20 protein-coding genes are annotated in these 20825 nt (G+C 67.2%); 10 read left to right on the forward strand and 10 right to left on the reverse strand.

The window, feature by feature from the left end:
* Positions 1 to 199: 199 nt before the first annotated feature.
* Positions 200 to 832, reverse strand: a complete 633-nt coding sequence (locus EV675_RS26915) for a response regulator (protein ID WP_130361687.1) — start codon at positions 830 to 832, stop codon at positions 200 to 202.
* Positions 829 to 2451, reverse strand: a complete 1623-nt coding sequence (locus EV675_RS26920; protein WP_130361689.1) for a hybrid sensor histidine kinase/response regulator — start codon at positions 2449 to 2451, stop codon at positions 829 to 831. Before EV675_RS26920 ends, EV675_RS26915 begins: the two co-directional genes overlap by 4 nt.
* Before the next feature lie 74 nt (positions 2452 to 2525).
* Here EV675_RS26920 and EV675_RS26925 point away from each other — a divergent pair, with 74 nt between their 5' ends.
* Both EV675_RS26925 and EV675_RS26930 read left to right on the forward strand, forming a co-directional pair.
* Complete coding sequence (locus EV675_RS26925) at positions 2526 to 3404, forward strand: CheR family methyltransferase (protein ID WP_341273605.1); 879 nt, start codon at positions 2526 to 2528, stop codon at positions 3402 to 3404.
* A gap of 8 nt (positions 3405 to 3412) precedes the next feature.
* Positions 3413 to 4069 (forward strand): CheB methylesterase domain-containing protein, encoded by a 657-nt coding sequence (locus tag EV675_RS26930; RefSeq protein WP_130361691.1) that lies wholly within the window; start codon positions 3413 to 3415, stop codon positions 4067 to 4069.
* A 127-nt stretch (positions 4070 to 4196) separates the two neighbouring features.
* Here the strand turns inward: EV675_RS26930 and dapB are convergent, their stop codons facing one another.
* Positions 4197 to 5006 carry a 4-hydroxy-tetrahydrodipicolinate reductase gene (gene dapB / locus EV675_RS26935; RefSeq protein WP_130361693.1) on the reverse strand — a complete coding sequence of 270 codons (810 nt, stop codon included), beginning with the start codon at positions 5004 to 5006 and terminating at the stop codon, positions 4197 to 4199.
* A 5-nt stretch (positions 5007 to 5011) separates the two neighbouring features.
* Positions 5012 to 5623, reverse strand: coding sequence for an outer membrane protein assembly factor BamE (locus EV675_RS26940; RefSeq protein WP_423213247.1), 612 nt, complete (start codon positions 5621 to 5623; stop codon positions 5012 to 5014).
* Positions 5624 to 5898: 275 nt separating this feature from the next.
* Here EV675_RS26940 and fur point away from each other — a divergent pair, with 275 nt between their 5' ends.
* On the forward strand, positions 5899 to 6318 hold the full coding sequence (gene fur / locus EV675_RS26945; RefSeq protein ID WP_087841463.1) for a ferric iron uptake transcriptional regulator: 420 nt from the start codon (positions 5899 to 5901) through the stop codon (positions 6316 to 6318).
* Positions 6319 to 6346: 28 nt separating this feature from the next.
* On the opposite strand, the gene recN is transcribed toward fur, so the two are convergent.
* The gene (recN, locus tag EV675_RS26950; RefSeq protein WP_130361695.1) at positions 6347 to 7990 is read right to left on the reverse strand and encodes a DNA repair protein RecN; all 1644 of its coding nucleotides are present in this window, start codon (positions 7988 to 7990) and stop codon (positions 6347 to 6349) included.
* Positions 7991 to 8023: 33 nt separating this feature from the next.
* Positions 8024 to 8920: an NAD kinase gene (locus EV675_RS26955; RefSeq protein ID WP_130361697.1), complete on the reverse strand. Its 897-nt coding sequence runs from the start codon at positions 8918 to 8920 to the stop codon at positions 8024 to 8026.
* A gap of 224 nt (positions 8921 to 9144) precedes the next feature.
* Between EV675_RS26955 and hrcA the strand changes: the two genes are divergently transcribed.
* The 6 genes from hrcA to dnaJ all read left to right on the forward strand — a co-directional run bounded on the left by hrcA (position 9145) and on the right by dnaJ (position 16010).
* A complete protein-coding gene (gene hrcA / locus EV675_RS26960; RefSeq protein WP_130361699.1) occupies positions 9145 to 10149 on the forward strand; it encodes a heat-inducible transcriptional repressor HrcA in 1005 nt (334 codons plus the stop codon).
* A gap of 83 nt (positions 10150 to 10232) precedes the next feature.
* Positions 10233 to 11342 (forward strand): ferrochelatase, encoded by a 1110-nt coding sequence (gene hemH, locus EV675_RS26965; RefSeq protein WP_130361700.1) that lies wholly within the window; start codon positions 10233 to 10235, stop codon positions 11340 to 11342.
* 4 nt (positions 11343 to 11346) lie between these two features.
* Complete coding sequence (locus tag EV675_RS26970; RefSeq protein ID WP_130361702.1) at positions 11347 to 11727, forward strand: RNA-binding S4 domain-containing protein; 381 nt, start codon at positions 11347 to 11349, stop codon at positions 11725 to 11727.
* A gap of 342 nt (positions 11728 to 12069) precedes the next feature.
* Positions 12070 to 12636, forward strand: coding sequence for a nucleotide exchange factor GrpE (grpE, locus tag EV675_RS26975; RefSeq protein WP_130361704.1), 567 nt, complete (start codon positions 12070 to 12072; stop codon positions 12634 to 12636).
* Positions 12637 to 12741: 105 nt separating this feature from the next.
* On the forward strand, positions 12742 to 14685 hold the full coding sequence (gene dnaK / locus EV675_RS26980; protein WP_130361706.1) for a molecular chaperone DnaK: 1944 nt from the start codon (positions 12742 to 12744) through the stop codon (positions 14683 to 14685).
* A gap of 203 nt (positions 14686 to 14888) precedes the next feature.
* Entirely contained in the window at positions 14889 to 16010 is a 1122-nt protein-coding gene (gene dnaJ / locus EV675_RS26985) for a molecular chaperone DnaJ (protein WP_130361708.1), read from the forward strand.
* A gap of 30 nt (positions 16011 to 16040) precedes the next feature.
* Here the strand turns inward: dnaJ and EV675_RS26990 are convergent, their stop codons facing one another.
* The 3 genes from EV675_RS26990 to EV675_RS27000 form a co-directional block, all read right to left on the reverse strand.
* Entirely contained in the window at positions 16041 to 17006 is a 966-nt protein-coding gene (locus tag EV675_RS26990; protein WP_130361710.1) for a D-2-hydroxyacid dehydrogenase, read from the reverse strand.
* A gap of 4 nt (positions 17007 to 17010) precedes the next feature.
* A complete protein-coding gene (locus tag EV675_RS26995; RefSeq protein WP_165404792.1) occupies positions 17011 to 17982 on the reverse strand; it encodes a Bug family tripartite tricarboxylate transporter substrate binding protein in 972 nt (323 codons plus the stop codon).
* A 70-nt stretch (positions 17983 to 18052) separates the two neighbouring features.
* Positions 18053 to 18844, reverse strand: coding sequence for a class II aldolase/adducin family protein (locus EV675_RS27000; RefSeq protein WP_130361714.1), 792 nt, complete (start codon positions 18842 to 18844; stop codon positions 18053 to 18055).
* A gap of 145 nt (positions 18845 to 18989) precedes the next feature.
* Between EV675_RS27000 and EV675_RS27005 the strand changes: the two genes are divergently transcribed.
* A complete protein-coding gene (locus EV675_RS27005; RefSeq protein WP_130361715.1) occupies positions 18990 to 19910 on the forward strand; it encodes a LysR family transcriptional regulator in 921 nt (306 codons plus the stop codon).
* On the opposite strand, the gene EV675_RS27010 is transcribed toward EV675_RS27005, so the two are convergent.
* Positions 19907 to 20785 carry a LysR substrate-binding domain-containing protein gene (locus EV675_RS27010; RefSeq protein WP_130361716.1) on the reverse strand — a complete coding sequence of 293 codons (879 nt, stop codon included), beginning with the start codon at positions 20783 to 20785 and terminating at the stop codon, positions 19907 to 19909. The two genes, EV675_RS27005 and EV675_RS27010, sit on opposite strands and share 4 nt — an antisense overlap.
* Positions 20786 to 20825 lie beyond the last annotated feature (40 nt).

Genomic DNA, 20825 nt, shown 5'->3' on the forward strand with positions numbered 1-20825 from the left:
CAGATCCGCGGTTTCCTGGGTCTAGGGAAACAGTCTTGGACTGAAGCACGGTTGCTATCGCTGGCAGCCAGCGAAGCACAGGTGCCGCAACCCAAGAAGCGGGCACTAGACCCAGGATGCGGTGGATCCGGCTCCGCCGGTCCACCCGCATCGCCCCCTTGAGGGGGCGCCCGAAGGGCGTAGGGGGTGGGCTCCGCTTCTACTCGACCAGTTTGTGCTTCAGCGCGTAGTGGGTCAGCTCGGCGTTGTTCTTGAGCTTCATCTTCTCGAGCAGGCGCGCGCGGTAGACCGACACGGTCTTGGGCGATAGCGAGATTTCCTCGGCGATCTGGGTCAGGGTGCGGCCCGAGGCGATCATCACCATGGTCTGGTATTCACGGTCGGACAGCAGTTCGTGCGGTGGGCGTTCGTCGCCCTGGCTCAGATGGCTGGCCAGTTGTTCGGCCAGTTCGGGGGTAATGTATTTCTTGCCGCGCGCGACGGTCCGGATGGCCGCGATCACGGTTTCGGGCGGGGAGTTCTTGTGCAGGTAGCCGGCGGCGCCGGCCTTGACGCTGCGCACCGCGTATTGGTCCTCGGGATACATGCTGAGCATGAGCACGGCGATGCGCGGCCAGCGCTCGCGCACCTGCTTGAGTCCTTCCAGCCCGTTCTTGCCGGGCATGGAAATGTCCATCAGTACGACGTCGGCCTCGGTCTTGCGCAGCACGTCGAGCAGGTCGCCGCAGTCGGCCGCTTCTCCCACCACCGAGATGCCTTCCTCGGCCTGCGCGATCTGCCGCAGGCCCGAGCGCACGATGGCGTGATCGTCGGCGAGCACCAGACGGATCATTCCTGATCCTCCGGTTCGTGGTGGGGGGATTTGCCTCCCGGCAGGGACAGGGTGGGGGGATTCAACGGTATCGAAATCATGAGTGTGGTTCCTCGGAAAGGCGGCGTGCCCGTCTGGGGCGAGCCGCCTATGTCCATCCAGCCGCCCAGGCCGTGGACGCGTTCCATCATGCCGCGCAGGCCGAACGAGGTGCGCTTGCGCAGTGCATCGGACGACAGGCCGATGCCGTTGTCGCGGACTTCCAGGCTGAGCGTGCTGTCGTCGGCGAAGAGGTCGACGTCCACGCGCGTGGCTTGCGCGTGCTTGAACACGTTGGTCAGCGCTTCCTGGAAGATGCGGAAGACGGCGATGGATTGTTCCAGTTCGAGCGCGAGGTCGTCCTGGTTGGTATGGACGTTGACGGTGATGCCCGTGTGCTGCGCGAAATCGCGCGCCTGCCACTCGATCGCGGCGACGATGCCGAAATCGAGCACCGGCGGCCGCATGGCACGGGCGATGCGGGAAATGGCCTCGCCCAGCGAGGCGACCATCTGTTCGGCTTCGTCCAGCAGTTGCGCCGTTTCCTTTTCGCGGGAACGGCGGCGGGCCAGCGCGAGGTCGGCGCGTATCCGCGTGACCAGGGCGCCCAGGTCGTCGTGGATCTCGCGCGCGAGTTCGGCCCGTTCGTTTTCCCGCAAGCGCTCGGTGTGGCGGGAGAGTTCGCGCAACTGGCTTTCGGAGCGGCTGAGTTCGGCCTGCGCGTGGGCCAGGTGGGTGACGTCGGACAGCGCGACCACGCAGCCCGAAGGCGGAGAGCCGCTGAGCGGGCTGGCCGACACCAGCAGTTCGCGGTTTTCCCCCTTGGTTTCTATGCTGAACGGCAGGCCGCGTACTTCGGTGCCGTCCAGCGCGGGCGCGATCAGCGTCAGCAGCTTCCAGGTGTCGGGCTGCGAGGGCAGGGCGAATGAACGGGACAGCGTGTCGGCCGAACCCAGTCCGGTCAGGTCTTCGCAGGCCGGGCTCCACATGGTGACGGTGCGTTCGCGCGAGATGGCGAACAGCGCGACCGGCGTGGCCGAGAAGACGGCGTTCAACTGGTCGTGGGCCGAGGCCAGCGCCGTCTCGGCCCGCTGCCGCTGGTCGCGGGTCTGCACTTCGCGCAGGCCGCGTTCCAGCGCGGGGGGGAGCCGGCGCATGTTGTTCTTCATCACGTAGTCGTCGGCGCCGGCCCGCATCGCCTCGACCGCGGTTTCTTCGCCGATGGCGCCCGACACGATCAGGAAGGGGCCGCGGAAACCCACTTCCTTGGCCACCTTCAGCGCGCGCAGGCCGCTGAAGGTGGGCAGGGAGTGATCGCTGATGATGGCGTCCCACGTGCGTTCGGCCAGGGCCTGCCGCATGGTGGCTTCCGTGTCGACGCATTGGGCGGTGACATTCAGCCCCGCGTCGACCAGCACGGCGCGCATCAACGTGAAATCGGCCAGCGAATCCTCGATGAAGAGGATGGCGAGCTGGGCAGCCTCGCGCGCGTCGGCGCCCAGTCCGGCCGAAGCCTGGCCGGGCGCCGTCGTCATGAAGCGAGGCAGCCCGGCCGATGCGGGGCTGGCGTTCTGCACGGAGACGGGGCCGCGATTGAACATTGCTTAATGAATCAGTGACTGTTGCCGATAATCCCATCAATGATAGCGTGGGGGCTTTTCCTTTAGGGCCGAGCGTGACATCCAGAACCAGCCTCCTGGCCATGACCGACGCGATGCCGGGCACGGCCGACCCCCTCGTCGGGACCGAATTCGCCTTCAGCGGCCAGGATTTCGACCGGATACGGACCTTGTTGCGGCAGCACACCGGCATTTCGCTGTCGGACGCCAAGCGCAGCATGGTCTACAGCCGGCTGGCCCGGCGGCTGCGCGCCACGGGCCGGCCGTCCTTCAGCGCCTACCTGGAGGGGCTGCGCGCCGGCGCGCCCGAATGGGAATACTTCGTCAACGCGCTGACCACCAATCTGACGTATTTCTACCGCGAGAACCACCATTTCCAGATCCTGGCCGCCCACCTGAAGCGGCTGGCGGCCGAGCGTCCGGGCCAGACCCTGCAACTCTGGTGCGCCGCCGCTTCCACGGGCGAAGAGGCTTGGACCCTGGCCATCACGGCCGCCGAGGTGTTCGGCACCCTGGCGCCGCCGGTGCGCATCCTGGCGAGCGACCTGGACACCCACGTGCTGGCCACGGCCCGGCAGGCCGTGTACCGGCGCGACCAGTTGGCCAAGGTGCCCGACCAACAGGCGCGCCGCTATTTCGTCGAGGAGGCCGAAGGCCGGTACGGCGTGCGGCCCGAACTGAGGGCGCTGGTGAACTTCCGCCAGTTGAACCTGCTGGACCCCGCCTGGCCGGTGCGCGGGCCGCTCGACGCGGTGTTCTGCCGCAACGTCCTGATCTACTTCGACCGGCCCACGCAATTGCGGGTCGTCGAGCGCATGGCCGGGCTGATGCCGCCCGGGGCCCTGCTGTTCGTCGGCCATTCCGAGAGTTTTTCCCAGGGGCAGCAGCGCTTCGTGCTCCAGGGGCGCACCGTCTACGCCAGGCAGCCGGGCTGAGCGTATCCATGAACGACGAGCAATCCCGGCCCGCCGACGGCCGCGCGTCCCCGCCATCCCGGTACGACCGCAGGCTGCTGGTCGCCATCGGCGCGTCCACCGGCGGCACCGAGGCGCTGCGCGAACTGCTGGAGGCGCTGCCCGCCGACCTGCCGCCCATCGTCATCACCCAGCACATGCCGCCCGGCTTCACGCGCAGCTTCGCCGAGCGCCTGGACAAGCACACGCCGCTGCACGTGAAGGAAGCGGAGCACAACGAACGGCTGTACCCGGGGCACGTCTACGTGGCCCCCGGCCACGCCCACCTGTCGGTGCGGCCGCTGCCGCTGCTGGGCTACCACGCGCAATTGTCCGAGGGCGAACCGGTCAACCGCCACCGTCCCTCGGTCGAGGTCCTGTTCCTGTCGGCCGCCCGCGCGGCCGGGGCAGGCACCGTGGCCATCATGTTGACCGGCATGGGCAAGGACGGCGCGCGGGCCATGCTGGCGCTGCGCGAGGCAGGCGCCTACAACCTCGCCCAGGACGAGGCATCGAGCGTGGTCTTCGGCATGCCCCGCGAAGCCATCGCCCTGGGCGCCGTCCACGAAATCGTCCCGCTCCCCCAGATGGCCCAACGCCTGATCATCGCCGTAGAAGCCAAAAACAAGGCCATCAACGGCCCCTGAAAAACAGAACGGCCCCATACGAGGCCGTTCCAGCAGTTGCCAGGGCGCCGCGGATCCGGCTTTGCCGGTCCGCCAGCGCCGCCCCCTTGAGGGGGCGCCCGAAGGGCGTAGGGGGTGAGCCTTCCCTTCAGCGCGTAGGGGCGGGTCTCAGATTCAGCACATCCTGCATGTCATACAACCCGGCCGGCTTGTCCGCCAGGTAGCGGGCGGCGCGCAGGCTGCCTTCGGCGTAGTTGACGCGGCTGTTCGACCGATGGGTAACTTCGATGCGCTCGCCCGGGCCGCAGAAGAAGACGGTGTGGTCGCCCACCACGTCGCCGCCGCGGGCCGAGGAAAAGCCGATGGTGCCGTGCTTGCGGGCGCCGGTGTCGCCGTGGCGGGCCCATTCGGCCACCTCGGACAGCGGCTTGCCCCAGGCCTGCGCCACGGTCTCGCCCATTTTCAGCGCGGTGCCCGAGGGCGCATCCACCTTGTGCTTGTGGTGGACCTCGAACACTTCCACGTCATAGTCTTCCTTCAGGATGCGGGCGGCGATGTCCAGTAGCTTGAGGGTGACGTTCACGCCCACGCTCATGTTGGGGGCGAAGACCACGCCCACCTTGTCGGCGGCCGCCGCGATCGCGGCCTTGCCGGCCTCGTCGAAGCCGGTGGTGCCGATCACCAGCTTGACGCCGTGGCGCCGGCAGGCTTCCAGGTGGGCCAGCGTGGCTTCGGGGCGGGTGAAGTCGATCAGGCAGTCGGCCTGCGCAAGGGCGTCGAGATCGTCGGTGATCATGACCTTGCTTTGCTTGCCCAGGAATTCGGCGGCATCGTGGCCGATGGCGGGGCTGCCGGCGCGGTCCAGCGCGACGGCGAGTTCCAGGTCGGGGGCGGCGAGCACGGCTTCGATCAGCATGTGGCCCATGCGGCCGGTCGCCCCGGCAATGGCGATACGCATCGAGGTCATTCCTTGGTATTCGTGGCGGGTTGAGCGGGGGCCTCGTCGCCCGAGGGCGCCGTGGCGGGAGGAGCGACCGGCGCGACGGGCGTGGCGACGGCGGGGGCCGAGCCGGGATCCAGGCTGGGGGAGGAGGCATTGCCATCGACCGTCAACGGCGCCGCGTTCGGGGCCTGCTGGGCCGGTTGCGTGGCGGCGCCCAGGGCCTTGCGCGTGTCCTTCTGCTGGAACGGCTGGCGGGCGGGCTGTTCATCGCCGGTCCAGCGCTCGAGCCGGTCGTTGGCGAAATAGACGGTGAACCGCCGTTCCTCGGTCTGCCCGTGGCCGGGCGTGAACAGGTACGGATAGTCCCAGCGGTCCGAATGGAAAATGCTGGTCAGGGTGGGGCTGCCCAGGGCGAAACGCACCTGTTCGCGGGTCATGCCGGGGCGCAGCAGTTCCACTTGTTCCTGGGTCAGCCAGTTGCCCTGCTGGACGTCGGCCCGGTAGGGCTTGACGAAGTTCGGGACGTAGTTGTTGACCGAGCTGCATGCCGCCAGGCCCAGCAGCGCGGCCGGGGCCAGCCGCCGCAGGGTGCCGGCGTGGCCGTGGATGAAGGAAATCAGAGCGTTTGGCACAGATCCGCACTCGTCTTGATTGGGGAAACCGTTATCATAAAGCCCTCGGGGATTGCCTGGGCTTTTCCGGAGTTTTCCCGGCACTGCCGGGCGGCTGCCGCGGGACGGGCAACGGGTGCACCGGGGCGTGCCGTTTCGCCGCCTGCCATGCCGGGGCCGCGCCTTGCGGGCGCAGCGCGCCCGACGGCCGACTGGGCCTGAAGATCCAGCACCCACGCCGGATCCTGCCGTTTCGCGGGATCCGACACACGAAACCGCTTTCAGAAAGGACCATCATGACAGATCAAAGCGAACTCAAAAGTATAGGCCTGAAAGCGACCTTCCCCCGGCTCAAGATCCTGGATGTCTTTCGCAAGGCCGAAGTGCGCCACATGAGCGCCGAGGACGTCTACCGGGCCCTGATCGGCGAAAGCGTCGAGATCGGGCTGGCCACCGTCTATCGCGTGCTGACGCAGTTCGAGCAGGCCGGGCTGCTGGTCCGCAGCCAGTTCGACAGCGGCAAGGCCGTGTTCGAGCTGAACGAGGGCGACCACCACGACCACCTGGTCTGCACCAATTGTGGCAAGGTCGAGGAGTTCTTCGACGCGGAAATCGAGAAACGCCAGCAGAAGATCGCCAAGGACCACAATTTCGTGCTGACCGGGCACGCGCTGTCGCTGTACGGCATCTGCCAGAACTGCGCCAAGAGCCGCTGAGGCCGCAGGGGCGGGCCGGCGGCCCGCCTCAGTTGTTGCCTATCATTTCCCGCGCATGCTTGCGCGTCGTGGCGGTGATCTCTATGCCGCCCAGCATCCGGGCGATCTCGTCCACCCGTCCCCCCCTGTCCAGCTGATTGACCGTGGAGATCGCCGCGCCTTTCTCCTGGCGCTTGTCGACCCGCAGGTGCGTGTTGCCGCAGGCGGCCACCTGGGGCAGGTGGGTGACGCACAATACTTGATGCAGGCTTCCTAGTTCGCGCAGCAGCCGGCCGACGACCTCGGCCACCGCGCCGCCTATGCCCGTGTCGACCTCGTCGAAGATCAGGGTCGGGACCCGCGCGGCGCGGCTGGCGATGACCGACAGGGCCAGCGAGATCCGCGCCAGTTCGCCCCCGGAAGCCACCTTGGCCAGCGGGCGGGGCGTGGTGCCGGCGTGGCCGGCGACGCGGAACTCGATGGCCTCGGACCCGTGGACCCCGGGGTCGGCCGGCTCGACCGCGACCTCGAAGCGCCCGCCGCCCATGGCCAGCGTCTGCATGGCCTGGGTCACCGCCTTGGACAGCGAGCCCGCCGCCTTCTTGCGGGCCCGGCCGAGCTTGCCGGCGGCGGTGTCGTAGGCCGTCTTGGCGGCCTCGACCTTGGCGCGCAGGGCCTGGACGTCCTCGGCTTCCTTCAGGGTTTCCAGTTGCGCCAGCAGCATGGCGTGGCGTTCGACCAGTTCCTCGGGTTGCAGGCGGAATTTGCGCGCGGTGTCGAATACCGCCTGCAGGCGGCCTTCGACTTCGCCCAGGCGCTGCGGATCGAGTTCCAGGCGCCCCAGGTAGCTGTTCAGGTCGGAGACGGCTTCCTGCAGCGCGATGCGGGCCGATTCCAGCGCCTCGGACACCGGTGCCAGCGCCGCGTCGTGCGCGGCCAGCTGGCCGATGCGCTGGGCGGCGGCGGCCAGGCGGGCATGGGCGGCGTCATCGTCCTCTTCCAGGGCGGCGATGGTCTGGCTGGCGCCGTCTATGAGCGACTGGGCATGGGCCAGCCTGCCATGTTCGGCCTGGAGATGGTCCCATTCGCCGTCCTTCAGCGCCAGCCGGTCGAGTTCGTCGGCCTGCCATTGCAGGCGCTCGCGCTCCTGCTGCAGCGAAGCGGCGTCGCGCTCCACCGCCTCGAGCTTGCGCGCCAGTTCGCGCCAGGCCTTCCACGCCTGCGCCACGTCGCGCCGCAGCGCGCCGTGATCGCCATGGTCGTCCAGCATGTCGCGCTGGGAGTCGGTCTTGAGCAGGCTCTGGTGCGCATGCTGGCCATGGATGTCGACCAGGTGTTCGCCCAGTTCGCGCAGCTGGGTCAGGGTGGCGGGCACGCCATTGATGTAGCCGCGGCTGCGCCCCTGGGCGTCGATGACCCGTCGCAGTACCAGGCTGTCGGTGTCCAGTTCGCGCTCGGCCAGCCAGTCAAGCAGCGCCGGTGGCACGTCGAACACCGCGCTGACCTCGGCCCGGCTGGCGCCTTCCCGCAGCACCGAGGCATCGGCGCGTTCGCCCAGGGCCAGGGCCAGCGCGTCGATCAGGATCGACTTGCCGGCGCCCGTTTCACCGGAAAAGACGGTGAAGCCTGGGCCGAATTCGACCTCGGTCTGGTCGACGATCACGAAATCGTTGATGTGCAGGGCGCGCAGCATACGAATGGAGCCGGTGAAAGGGGCGGGGAAAGGCTAGTCGATCGCGGTGCCGGAAATCTGATTCCAGTGCAGCTTGCGCCGCAGGGTGGAAAAATAACTGTATCCGGCCGGGTGAAGGAAGCGGATGGTATGTTCGGCGCGTTTCACCAGGACGCGGTCGCCTTCCTGCAGCGACGACCAGCTCTGCATGTCGAAGTGCACGCTGGCGCTTTCGTCGCGGCCGCCGGGAGAGCGGGTGAGGGTGATTTCTATCGTGCAGTCGTCCGGGATGGCGATCGGCCGGTTGGACAGCGCCTGCGGCGCCACCGGCACCAGCACCAGCCCGCGCAGCGACGGGTGCAGGATGGGGCCGTTGGCCGACAGCGCATAGGCCGTCGACCCCGTGGGCGTGGCGATGATCAGGCCGTCGGCGCGCTGCTTGGACATGTACAGCCCGTCCACCTGCACGGTGACTTCCAGCATGCCGCCCAGGCCGGCGCGGCTCAGCACCACGTCGTTCAGCGCCAGCGCCGATACCAGCGTGGTCTCGCCCCGGATGACGCTGCAGGACAGCAGGGTGCGGGTTTCCGACTCGAACTGGCCGTCGAGGATGCCGGCGATGGCGGTGCAGGCGTCTTCGATGGGGACGTCGGTGATGAATCCCAGCCGGCCGTGGTTGATGCCCACCACGGGCACGTCCCAGGGCGCCAGTTGCCGCGCCACCCCAAGCATCGTGCCGTCGCCCCCCATGACGATGGCCAGCGACGCGCGCTGCCCGATCTCCTCGACGGTGGCCGCGGGGTAGTCCAGGACGCCGATATTGGTGGCGGTGTCCTTCTCGAACACGACCTCGCGCCCGGCATCGCGCAGCATCTGCGCGACCGCGCGCAACGGCGCGGCGATGCCGGTATCGTGGTATTTGCCGACGAGGGCGACGATGGGAAAATGCATGCAGGCATTATATGAGGGGAGACCTCCCAACGGGGCCCCATGTGGTCCTTTTTGCCATTCCCAACACCCAATCCGTTCACCCACCTTGAACGCCGTTCCTCTAAAGAACTCCGGCCCCTGGCAGCCCGGTAGTTGCCAGGGCACCGCGGATCCGGCTCCGCCGGTCCGCCAGTGCCGCCCCCCTGGGGGGGCGCGCGTAGCGCGTAGGGGGGGTACAATTGGCTATGGACGATCGCGCACGTACATTGTTGAAAGCTCTCATCGAGCGTTACATCACAGACGGACAACCTGTCGGTTCGCGCACGCTCTCCAAGGTCTTCGACCTGTCGCCGGCCACGATACGCAACGTCATGGCCGATCTCGAGGACCATGGCCTGATCCACAGTCCCCACACTTCCGCCGGCCGCGTCCCCACTCCCCGGGGCTACCGGATGTTCGTCGATTCCCTGCTGACGGTGCAGCCCTACGAAGTGTCCGAGGCCAGCCACATCCAGACCCTGCTGCCTTCGGCGGAACCCCAGCGCGTCATCGCGGCCGCGGCCTCGCTGCTGTCCAAGCTGACCCAGTTCGCCGGCGTAGTGATGTCGCCCAAGCGCAGCCAGATGTTCCGGCAGATCGAATTCATCCGGCTGTCCGACACGCGGGTGCTGCTGATCATCGTGACGCCCGAAGGCGACGTGCAGAACCGCATGCTGATGGTCCAGCGCGACTATTCCTCGGCCGAACTGACCGAGGCGGCCAATTTCTTCAACCAGCATTTCAGCGGCAAGTCGTTCGAAGACGTCCGCCAGATCCTCCAGCAGGAACTCAGCCAGTTGCGCCAGGACATCTCCAGGCTGATGGAACTGGCGGTGGACGCCAGCGCCGAGGCCGCCACCGAGGACGACAGCGTCGTCATCTCGGGCGAATTGAACCTGCTGGGCGTCTCGGACATCACGGCCGACATGGACAAGCTGCGCCGGATGTTCGAACTGTTCGAGAAGAAGACCGACCTGATGCAGTTGCTGGACGTGTCCAGCCGGGCGCATGGCGTCCAGATCTACATCGGCGGCGACTCGCAGCTGGTGCCGGTGGAAGAGGTCAGCGTCATCACGGCGCCCTACGGGGTGGACGGCAAGGTCGTCGGGACCCTGGGCGTGATCGGTCCCACCCGGATGTCGTACGAGCGGGTGATTCCCATCGTCGACATCACCGCGCGGCTGCTGTCGAACGCGCTGAGCCACCATTGAGCCGGCGTCCGCCGGCAGCGGCGGACGGCCCTCCCGCCCGCCGCCGTTTCCCCTGTCATTCCTGAGTCCGGAAAACGCCACGCATGCGCTTCCTTCCCGAGCCGTCGCCGTCCTCCCATCATCCCACCCGCACCGGCCTGCTGCTGGTCAACCTGGGTACGCCCGACGCGCCCACCGCCTCCGCCGTGCGGCGCTACCTGGCCGAGTTCCTGTCCGATCCCCGCGTGGTCGAGATTCCCCGCCTGGTCTGGCTGCCCATCCTGTATGGCCTGGTCCTGACGCTGCGTCCCCGCGACGCGGCGGCGCGCTACGCCTCGGTGTGGACGTCCGAGGGCTCCCCGCTCCTGGCCTGGAGCCGCCGCCAGGCCGAGGGGCTGTCGCGCGAACTGTCCGACCGCGGGCTGGGCGTGGAAGTGGCGCTGGCCATGCGCTATGGCAATCCGTCGCTCGAGGCGGGCATCGCCGCGTTGCGCGAGAACGGCTGCGAGCGCATCCTGGTCCTGCCGCTCTATCCGCAGTACGCGGCCAGCACGACCGCCGCGGTATCCGACGCCGTGGGCGCCTGCCTGGCGCGGCTGCGCAACGTGCCCGAGATCCGGTACGTGCGCGATTTCCACGCCGACCCGGGCTATATCGAGGCGATGGCCGTCCGCATCCTGGATTTCTGGCGCGACAAGGGCCGGGGCCGGAAACTGGTGCTGAGCTTCCATGGCCTGCCCAAGCGTTCCATCGCGCTGGGGGATCCGTATCACCAGCAATGCCTGGAAACCGGCCGCCTGCTGGCCGAGCGGCTGAGCCTGTACGCCGAGCAGGTCGAGGTGACCTTCCAGAGCCGCTTCGGCGCGGCCGAATGGCTCCAGCCGTATACTGAGCCCAGGCTCAAGGAACTGGCCAAAAGCGGCGTGTCCGACGTGGACGTGTTCTGCCCCGGTTTCGTCGCCGACTGCATCGAAACCCTGGAAGAGATCGCGGTACAGGGCAAGGAAGCATTCCTGCTGGCGGGGGGCCGGCAGCTACGCTATATCGACGCGCTGAACGATTCCGCCGCCTGGATGAAGGCCCTGGCCAACCTGGCCGAGCGCCACATGCAAGGCTGGATCACCCGCCCCGTGGCCCGCCAGCCGGCCGACGCGGCGCACGCAGCCGTCTTGTTGCAACGCAAAAACGACACGACGCCGGCCACGGACCAGTAACGGGATGGAAGAACTACGTATCGATAAGTGGCTCTGGGCGGCGCGCTTCTACAAGACCCGCACGTTGGCCCGGGAGGCGGTCGAGGCAGGGCAGGTGAAGGTGTCCGGCGAACGGGTCAAGCCTTCGCGCGCCGTGCGCCCCGGCGACATCCTGCTGATCCGCGCCGGCGAGCAGGAGTGGGAGGTCCTGGTCCGCGCCCTGTCTTCCCAGCGCGGCCCCGCCGTTTTCGCGCGCACCCTGTACGACGAAACCCAGCAAGGCCTCAAACGCCGCCTGGAAGCCATCGAACTGCGCCGCCAGAACGCCGACCCCGCCGCAAACCTGAAAGGCCGCCCCACCAAGCAAGACCGCCGCAATATTGACAGATTGAGGACCCCCAATTGAGGACCCCCCCTACGCGCTGACGCGCGCCCCCCCAGGGGGCGATGCGGGTGGACCGGCAAAGCCGGATCCACCGCATCCTGGGTCTAGTGGGACCATCTTGGGTCGTGGCACGGTTGCTACCGCGGGCAGCCAGCGATAGCAACCGTGCTTCAGTCCAAGATCGTTTCCCTAGACCCAGGAAACCGCGGATCCGGCTTTGCCGGTCCGCCGGTTTCGCCCCCTGGGGGGCGCGCGTCAGCGCGTAGGGGGGGAGATATACTTGAAAGCGCGGATTTAGTCCCCATTTCGCAGATAGAGTTCAAGCAAGTCGCTGATTTATTTTGGTTTTTCATGGAGGCACCAATGTCGGCTGAGCACAAGCCTGGCGACCAACCCAATCTGGATCCCGAAAACGTGAACCCGAACCCGGCGGCGGAAACGCCCGAGGCCGCGGGCAGCGAGGATCCCATCGTCGCGCTGCAGGCCCAGCTGGCCGCGGCCCAGGCCGAGGCCAAGGACAATTACGATGCCATGCTGCGCGCCCGCGCCGAAGCGGACAATGTCCGCCGGCGCGCCCAGGAGGAAGTCTCCAAGGCGCAGAAATTCGGTATCGAGGCATTCGCGGAAAACCTGTTGCCGGTGAAAGACAGCCTGGAGGCCGCCCTGGCCCAGGAAAACCAGTCCATAGACAGCCTGCGCGAAGGCGTGGACGTCACCCTCAAGCAACTGGTCGGCGCCTTCGAGCGCAACAAACTGGTCGAGATCGCCCCGGTTCCGGGCGACAAATTCAATCCGCACCACCACCAGGCCATTGCGTCGGTTCCGTCGGACGAGCCGGCCAACACGGTCCTGCAGACCCTGCAGAAGGGTTACATGATCGTCGATCGAGTACTGCGTCCGGCACTGGTAACGGTCGCGGCCGCCAAATAGGGCCCGCCGCGATCGAAAGAAGCTATCGCAGGCATTGAAATAACGAAATTCCTACCTATTTATTGATCAAGCGAATTTTTCTGATTTCTTTCAGGAACAAGGATTATGGGCAAAATCATAGGCATCGACCTGGGCACTACCAATAGCTGCGTCGCAGTGATGGAAGGCCCGCAGGTCAAGATCATCGAAAACGCCGAAGGCGCCCGCACCACCCCCTCGATCGTCGCCTACATGGAAGACGGCGAGATCCTGGTCGGTGCGCCGGCCAAGCGCCAGGCGGTCACCAACCCCAAGAACACCCTGTACGCCGTCAAGCGCCTGATCGGCCGCAAGTTCGACGAAAAGGCGGTGCAGAAGGACATCGACCTGATGCCCTATGCCATCGTCAAGGCCGACAACGGCGACGCCTGGGTTCAGGTGCGCGACAAGAAGCTGGCGCCTCCGCAGGTGTCGGCCGAAGTGCTGCGCAAGATGAAGAAGACCGCCGAGGACTACCTGGGCGAGGAAGTGACCGAAGCCGTGATCACGGTGCCGGCCTACTTCAACGACAGCCAGCGCCAGGCCACCAAGGACGCCGGCCGCATCGCCGGCCTGGACGTCAAGCGCATCATCAACGAGCCCACCGCGGCCGCGCTGGCGTTCGGCCTGGACAAGTCGGAAAAGGGCGACCGCAAGATCGCCGTATATGACCTGGGCGGCGGCACGTTCGACGTGTCCATCATCGAGATCGCCGACGTCGATGGCGAGAAGCAGTTCGAGGTGCTGTCCACCAACGGCGACACCTTCCTGGGCGGCGAGGACTTCGACCAGGTGCTGATCAACTACATCATCGGCGAGTTCAAGAAGGAACAGGGCGTGGACCTGTCCAAGGACGTCCTGGCCCTGCAGCGCCTGAAGGAAGCCGCTGAAAAGGCCAAGATCGAACTGTCGTCGGCCACCCAGACCGAGATCAACCTGCCGTACATCACGGCCGATGCCTCCGGTCCCAAGCACCTGAACCTGAAGATCACCCGCGCCAAGCTGGAAGCGCTGGTCGAAGACCTGATCAGCCGCACGATCGAGCCCTGCCGCATCGCCATCAAGGATGCCGGCGTCAAGGTCTCGGACATCGACGACGTGATCCTGGTCGGCGGCATGACGCGCATGCCCAAGGTGCAGGAGAAGGTCAAGGAATTCTTCGGCAAGGATCCGCGCAAGGACGTGAACCCGGACGAGGCCGTCGCCGCCGGCGCCGCCATCCAGGGCTCCGTGCTGTCGGGCGACCGCAAGGACGTGCTGCTGCTGGACGTGACTCCCCTGTCCCTGGGTATCGAGACCCTGGGCGGCGTCATGACCAAGATGATCAAGAAGAACACCACCATCCCGACCAAGTTCTCGCAGGTGTTCTCCACCGCCGACGACAACCAGCCGGCCGTGACCATCAAGGTGTTCCAGGGCGAGCGTGAGATCGCCGCGGGCAACAAGGGCCTGGGCGAATTCAACCTCGAAGGCATCCCGCCTTCGCCGCGCGGCACGCCGCAGATCGAGGTCACCTTCGACATCGACGCCAACGGCATCCTGCACGTGTCGGCCAAGGACAAGGGCACCGGCAAGGAAAACAAGATCACGATCAAGGCCAACTCCGGCCTGACCGAGGCCGAAGTCGAACGCATGGTCCGTGACGCCGAGGCCAACGCCGACGAGGACAAGCGCGTGGCCGAGCTGGCGCAGTCGCGCAACCAGGCCGACGCCCTGGTGCACGCCACCCGCAAGTCGCTGGAAGAGTACGGCGACAAGCTCGAGGCGTCCGAGAAGGAATCCATCGAGGCCGCCATCAAGGACCTCGAGGACGTCCTGAAGGAAGGCGACAAGGAAACCATCGACGCCAAGGTCGAGGCCCTGTCCAAGGCTTCGCAGAAGCTCGGCGAAAAGATGTACGCCGACATGCAGGCCCAGGCCCAGGCCGCCGGCGCGGCGGGTGCGGCCCCCGGCGGTGACGCCGGCGGCGCCAAGGCCGACGACAACGTGGTTGACGCCGACTTCAAGGAAGTCAAGCGCGACGATAAGTAAGCAGTACCCGCGGAGCGGCCTACAACGTGGGCCGCTCCGGTTTTCGTCTTGACTGCACAGGCGCAGGCACCGGTGCAGGGTTTGGGTAGGCCCCCTGGCTGCTCCACAAAGCGAGGGGGCCTACCCAAACCCGTCAATAGCACACGACCGCTATTCACCAGAGATATTAGGCCCCCTGAAAACAGGCCACCGAAGAAAGAACCATGTCCACCAAACGCGATCTGTACGAAGTCCTTGGCGTTGCCCGCACCGCCACCGAGGAAGAAATCAAGAAGGCCTACCGCAAGCTGGCCATGAAGTACCACCCCGACCGCAACCCCGACTCCAAGGAAGCGGAAGAGAAGTTCAAAGAGGTCAAGTACGCCTACGAGATCCTCTGCGAAGCCGAGAAACGCGACGCCTACGACCGCTACGGCCATGCCGGCGTCGACGCGGCGGCCGCGGGCGGCATGGGCGGCGGGGCGGGGGGCTTCGCCGACGCGTTCGGCGACATCTTCGGCGAGATCTTCGGCGGTGGCCGCCAGCGCGGCGGCGCCCAGATGTACCGCGGCGCCGACCTGAAATACAGCATGGAGATCACGCTGGAGCAGGCCGCCACCGGCTTCGACACCGAGATCCGCGTTCCCAGCTGGGACAACTGCGACACCTGCCACGGCTCCGGCGCCAAGCCCGGCACCCAGCCCAAGACCTGCCACACCTGCGGCGGCACCGGCGCGGTGCGCATGCAGCAGGGCTTCTTCAGCGTCCAGCAGACCTGCCCGACCTGCCACGGCACCGGCAAGGTCATCCCCGAGCCCTGCTCGGCCTGCGACGGCGTCGGCAAGGTCCGCCGCAACAAGACCCTGCAGGTCAAGATTCCCGCCGGCATCGACGACGGCATGCGCATCCGCTCGTCCGGCAATGGCGAACCCGGCGTCAACGGCGGCCCCTCCGGCGACCTGTACGTCGAGATCCACATCAAGCAGCACGGCATCTTCCAGCGCGACGGCGACGACCTGCACTGCGAACTGACCATTCCCTTCACCACGGCGGCGCTGGGCGGCGACCTGGAAGTGCCGACGCTGGGCGGCCGCGGCGAGATCAGCATCCCCGAAGGCACGCAGTCGGGCAAGGTCTTCCGCCTGCGCGGCAAGGGCATACGAGGCGTGCGCTCCAGCTACCCGGGCGACCTCTATTGCCACGTCGTGCTCGAGACCCCGGTGCGCCTGAACGACAGGCAGAAACAGATGCTGCGCGACTTCGAGGCCTCGCTGAGCGAAGGCGGCGACAAGCATTCGCCGCAGAGCAAGTCGTGGACGGATCGGGTGAAGGAGTTCTTCAGCTGATACCGGATCGGGCGCCGCGCATCGGGTGCCTTACCGCACCCGGTTGCGCAGGCCGGCCCGGTCGCCGCTGGCCCACGCCCGCACGTTGTGGGCGACCAGCGGCAGCACCTGATCGGCATAACGATCCGATTCGCCGCCTATGTGCGGCGTGATCAGCAGCTTCGGCACCGACCACAGCGGGTCGTCTTCAGGCAAGGGTTCGCGTTCGAACACGTCCAGGGCGGCGCCGGCCAGCCTGTCGCCGTGCAAGGCGTCCACCAGCGCCGTGGTATCGCACAGACCCGCGCGCGCCAGGTTGACGAGGTAGGCGCCGGGTTTCATCGCCGCCAGCACGGCGGCATCCACCAGCCCCTGGGTCGATGGCGTCAGGGGAGCCAGCAGCACCAGGAAATCCGCCTGCGCGGCCACGTCGCGCAGCATGCCGCGCGCATGCACCTGATCGAAGCCCGCCACCGGCCGGGGGCTGGACGAGACCGCCAGCGTACGCATGCCCAGTGCTTGGCATTTGCTTGCCAGTTCGCTGGCGATCATGCCCGTCCCCAGCACGGCAAGCGTCTTGCCGTGCAGCAGCGGCTGGCGTCGGCGCCGCCAATGGCGTGCGCGCTGGTCCGCCAGGATGGCGGGCAGATCGCGCGCCAGCGCGAGCATCATCGTCAACGCCATTTCCGAGACCGCGGGGCCGTGGATGCCGTGCGCCGACGTCAACGCCACGTCCGGCGGCAGGTCGGTGTGGTCGGCGATGCCATCGACCCCGGAGGACAAGGCCTGAAGCCACTCCAGCCGGGGCAGGGCACGCAGCAGGCCATTGTTCAACGCACTCGCGAAACACGCCAGCGCGGTGGCCTGCCGCGCCGAGTCCGTCAGCGGCTGGTCCGGGCGGATCCAGTCGAAAGCCAGATCGGGCAGGCTGCGCGCCAGCTCCCGCGCATAGTGCTCGCCATCGGCATTGACGATGAGCAGCCGGAAATCTTTCCCAAGTGCCGAGGTCGCCCGCATGGTGTCAGTCCGTGCTGATCTTGGCTGCCGAGATCAGCGGCCCGTAGGACCGCTGTTCGCTTTCGATGCGGGCGCGTACGGCGTCGGCGGTGGACGGCGCGGCTTCCTGGCCGAGCGCGGCCAGCGCCTGCCTGGCTTCCGGCGTGGCGAGCCATGTCCGGATCTCGCCGCCGAGTTTTTCGATGATCGCGTTCGGCGTGCGCGCCGGGGCGTAGAGCGCGAACCAGGTTTCCAGCTCATAGCCGGGGAAGCCCAGTTCAGCCAGGGTGGGCACGTCCGGATACATGCTGGAACGCTGCTGCGACGTGGCGGCCAGCACCTTGATGCGGCCCGACTTGCCGAATCCGCCCAACGCGGCCTGGTCCAGCATGGCCAGCGGCGTGCGCCCCGACACCACGTCGGCGATGGCGGGCGCGAAGCCCTTGTAGGGCACGTGGTTGAGCTTCACGTCGGCCCGCTGGGCGAGCAGTTCCATGCCGAGATGGGCGGAGCCGCCGATGGCATTGGAGGCGTACGACAGCGCGCCAGGCCTGGCCCGCGCCATCGCGAGCACCTCGTCCAGCGTATTGGCGCCGAGTTCAGCCGATACGCACAGCAGGTACGGTCCCTTGGACAGCATGCCGATGGGGGCGAAGTCGGCGCGGACGTCGTAGGGTACCTGCTTGCTGGTAAGCGGGATCAGGGACATGGTCGACCCGCCGGTCATCAGCAGCGTGTAGCCGTCGGGGGCGGCCCGCGCGACCGCCTGCGCGGCAATCACGGTGTTGCCGCCGGCGCGCGACTCCACCAGCACGGCCTGGCCCAGGGTCTTTTCCAGGCGCTGGGCGAGCAGGCGCGACAAGCCATCGGCGCCGCCTCCCGGTGCGTAGGGAATGATGATGCGTATCGGCTTGTCGGGATACGCGTGGGCGGGTCCGGCCGCCAGGGCCAGCGCGGCGGCCATGCCGGCGAACAGATTGCGGCAACGATGGAACATGCCTGTCTCCTTGCGCGCGGCTCTTGCCGCGCTGCGTCTTGTCATGGGGCCGGCTTGCGCCGGTGGCGGGTCAAGTGCGATAGGACGGATCCTTGCGGTCCAGCATGCGCAGAAGCGCGGGCCATTCGAGATTGCCCAGGGGGCTGACGGTGCCGTCCGAGCGCAGCGTGCCGGGAGGCCGGAAGCCGGCCGAGGAAATCCTGTCGGCCAGGGCGGAGTCGGGAAGGGTCAGTTCCTGGCCGCTGGCCAGCGCATCGACCTGGGCCTGCATCGCCATTTCCAGGTGCCACATCATCGCGAAGGCCTGGCCGATGCTTGCTCCTGCCACCAGCGTGCCGTGGTTGCGCAATATCATGACCGGCTTGTCGCCCAGGTCGGCGGTCAGGCGTTCGCGTTCGGATAGCTGGTTGGCCAGCCCCTCGCTGTCGTGGTAGGCGACTTTGCCGTGGAACAGCATGGCGTGCTGGGTCAGCGGCAGAAGCCCGCACTTCATCGCCGATACGGCCATGCCGGCCCGGGTATGGGCATGGATGACGCAGCGCGCATCCGGACGCGCGGCGTGGACGGCGCTGTGGATGACGAACCCGGCGCGATGGATGGGGTGCTGCGTGGGTTCCACGACGTTGCCGTCGATGTCGATCTTGACGAGATTGGAAGCGCAGACTTCATCGAACATCAGCCCGAAGGGGTTGAGCAGAAAATGTTCCTCGGCACCCGGCACGCGCGCCGAGATGTGCGTGTAGATGAGATCGGTCCACCCGTAGTGGGCATGGAGCCGGTAACAGGCGGCCAGGTCCACGCGCATCTGCCATTCTTCGGTGCGCGATGCGGGACGGGAAGAGGCGGAAGGATCGGTCTGCATGAATTCCTGAGCGTGTTCAATATGGTGAGGCGCATGGGGCGCGCTTGGGGTAGAGTGTTTCGCGGCGCCGCCCTGCGTACATTGAATCGCCCGGCCACGCCAAAGCCAATCAAAACATTCTGTTCGAAACTTGAGAAAAATCTGAATGAGCATCGAGACCCAGTTGAGCCTGCGGCAACTGCGGGCTTTCGTCGCCGTCTACCGCCTCGGCAAGCTGGCGACCGCCGCAAGCCGCCTTTCCGTGACCGAGTCGGCCGTCAGCACCATGCTCAGGCAGATGGAGTCCACGTTGAACCTGCGGCTGTTCGACCGCACCTCACGGTCGCTGGTGCCGACCCAGGCCGCCCAGGAAATCGTCGAGAGGGCCGAGCGCATACTGGGCGACGTGGCGTGGCTCGGTACGCGGATGGAAGACCTGGGCGACCGCCGCATCGGCCGCGTCCACGTGGCCGTCACCGCCACCGTGGGCAGTGTCCTGATGCCGGGCGTGGTGCGGCGTTTTCGCGATGCCTATCCTGGCGTGCAACTGGTGCTGGACGATTGCGCGCCGGACCAGTTCCTGGCCAGGGTATCGTCCGAGCCCGTGGATTTCGGCATCGGCACACCGGAGCGCGAGGACGCCTTGCTGGTGTCCCGGCTGCTGCTGCGCGACCACCTGTGCCTGGTATGCGCGACCGACCATCCATTGGCGGGCCGCCGCCAGGTGCGTTGGCGTGAACTCGCGAAGGAGCCGGTCATCGCCGTGCGGCAGGGGCTGGCCTATGGCATGCGCGGCCGGATGGAGGCGGCCGCGGCCAGCGCCGGCATCGCGCTCAACGTCGTGCACGAGGTCAACTTCCTGTCATCGGCATTCTGGATGGCGGCCAGCGGGCTGGGCGTGTCGATCTGGGCATCGGCGCTGGCGGGGCGCATGCACTACGAGAATCTGACGCGCTGCCGGCTGGTCGGCCCGCGGGTACCCATGGATTTTTCGCTGGTGCACAAACGGGGACGAAGCCTGTCGCCCGCCGCCGAAGCCTTCGTGGAAATCGCCCGCGACGAACTCGCGGGCATGGACATTCTTTAGGCACCGCTTCCGCCGCGCAGGTCCAGCGGCCGCAAGGTCGACTTCAATCCGTCGTAGACCTGGCGCAGCACCGGGTTCAGCGAATCCGGACGCATCCACAGGTAGTAGCTCACGTCGGGCAGCCGGGGCAGGCCGTCCTTTTCGCCCAGCACGCGCATGTCGGGCCCCAGCAGTTCCACCGAACGGGCGGTGACGCCCAGGCCGGCCCGTATCGCCGCCTTGATCCCTATCATGTGCGGCGCGAGGTAGGCCGTGCGCCACGACATCCGCGCCGAATCGAGCGCGGTCAGCGCGATGCGGCGATACAGGCTGTGTTCGTCCGCGATGATCAGCGGCACCGGCTTGCCGGGTTCGAAGACGTAGTCCGCCGCGCACAACCAGACCGTGGGCGAGGTGCGCAGCACCATGCCTTCCAGCGCCGGGTCCTCGCGCGTCGATACCGTCAGGTCCAGTTCGCCCACGCGCAGCGACTCCATCAGGAACGGGCTGCGCCCCACGTGGATTTCCATCTGCAGCCTGGGGGAGAGGCGCGCGATGTTCGCCAGCAGCGGCGGCAGGATGCTGTCCGCCACGTCCTGCGGCGAGCCCACGCGCAGCGAGCCCGTCAGCTCGCGGTCCTTCAGCGCCCGCCAGGCCTCGTCGTTGATGGCGATCATGTGCTTGGCGTAATCCAGCAGCCGGCGCCCGTGCGCCGTCAGGCGCCTGTAGCGTCCCGCCTTCTCGAACAGCGGCACGCCCGCCTGGGCTTCCAGGCGTTGCATCTGCTGGGTCAGCGCGGCCTGCGTGCGGTGCGTCTTTTCGGCGGCCGCGACGTAGGTCTCGTGCTCCGCGATCGCCACCAGGGTGCGCAACTGTGTCAGGTCGAAATTCTTCATATAAGAGATTCTTATATTTTAGGGGTCGATTTCTAAATTG

It is taken from the genome of Pigmentiphaga kullae, from assembly GCF_004216695.1.
GTDB classification, from domain to species: Bacteria; Pseudomonadota; Gammaproteobacteria; order Burkholderiales; family Burkholderiaceae_B; genus Pigmentiphaga; species Pigmentiphaga kullae.

Coding starts and splice junctions, on each gene's coding strand:
- EV675_RS26915 (WP_130361687.1), bottom strand. CDS start 832: ATGATCCGTCTGGTGCTCGCCGACGATCACGCCATCGTGCGCTCGGGC.
- EV675_RS26920 (WP_130361689.1), bottom strand. CDS start 2,451: ATGTTCAATCGCGGCCCCGTCTCCGTGCAGAACGCCAGCCCCGCATCG.
- EV675_RS26930 (WP_130361691.1), top strand. CDS start 3,413: ATGAACGACGAGCAATCCCGGCCCGCCGACGGCCGCGCGTCCCCGCCA.
- dapB (WP_130361693.1), bottom strand. CDS start 5,006: ATGCGTATCGCCATTGCCGGGGCGACCGGCCGCATGGGCCACATGCTG.
- fur (WP_087841463.1), top strand. CDS start 5,899: ATGACAGATCAAAGCGAACTCAAAAGTATAGGCCTGAAAGCGACCTTC.
- recN (WP_130361695.1), bottom strand. CDS start 7,990: ATGCTGCGCGCCCTGCACATCAACGATTTCGTGATCGTCGACCAGACC.
- EV675_RS26955 (WP_130361697.1), bottom strand. CDS start 8,920: ATGCATTTTCCCATCGTCGCCCTCGTCGGCAAATACCACGATACCGGC.
- hrcA (WP_130361699.1), top strand. CDS start 9,145: ATGGACGATCGCGCACGTACATTGTTGAAAGCTCTCATCGAGCGTTAC.
- hemH (WP_130361700.1), top strand. CDS start 10,233: ATGCGCTTCCTTCCCGAGCCGTCGCCGTCCTCCCATCATCCCACCCGC.
- EV675_RS26970 (WP_130361702.1), top strand. CDS start 11,347: ATGGAAGAACTACGTATCGATAAGTGGCTCTGGGCGGCGCGCTTCTAC.
- grpE (WP_130361704.1), top strand. CDS start 12,070: ATGTCGGCTGAGCACAAGCCTGGCGACCAACCCAATCTGGATCCCGAA.
- dnaK (WP_130361706.1), top strand. CDS start 12,742: ATGGGCAAAATCATAGGCATCGACCTGGGCACTACCAATAGCTGCGTC.
- dnaJ (WP_130361708.1), top strand. CDS start 14,889: ATGTCCACCAAACGCGATCTGTACGAAGTCCTTGGCGTTGCCCGCACC.
- EV675_RS26990 (WP_130361710.1), bottom strand. CDS start 17,006: ATGCGGGCGACCTCGGCACTTGGGAAAGATTTCCGGCTGCTCATCGTC.
- EV675_RS26995 (WP_165404792.1), bottom strand. CDS start 17,982: ATGTTCCATCGTTGCCGCAATCTGTTCGCCGGCATGGCCGCCGCGCTG.
- EV675_RS27000 (WP_130361714.1), bottom strand. CDS start 18,844: ATGCAGACCGATCCTTCCGCCTCTTCCCGTCCCGCATCGCGCACCGAA.
- EV675_RS27005 (WP_130361715.1), top strand. CDS start 18,990: ATGAGCATCGAGACCCAGTTGAGCCTGCGGCAACTGCGGGCTTTCGTC.
- EV675_RS27010 (WP_130361716.1), bottom strand. CDS start 20,785: ATGAAGAATTTCGACCTGACACAGTTGCGCACCCTGGTGGCGATCGCG.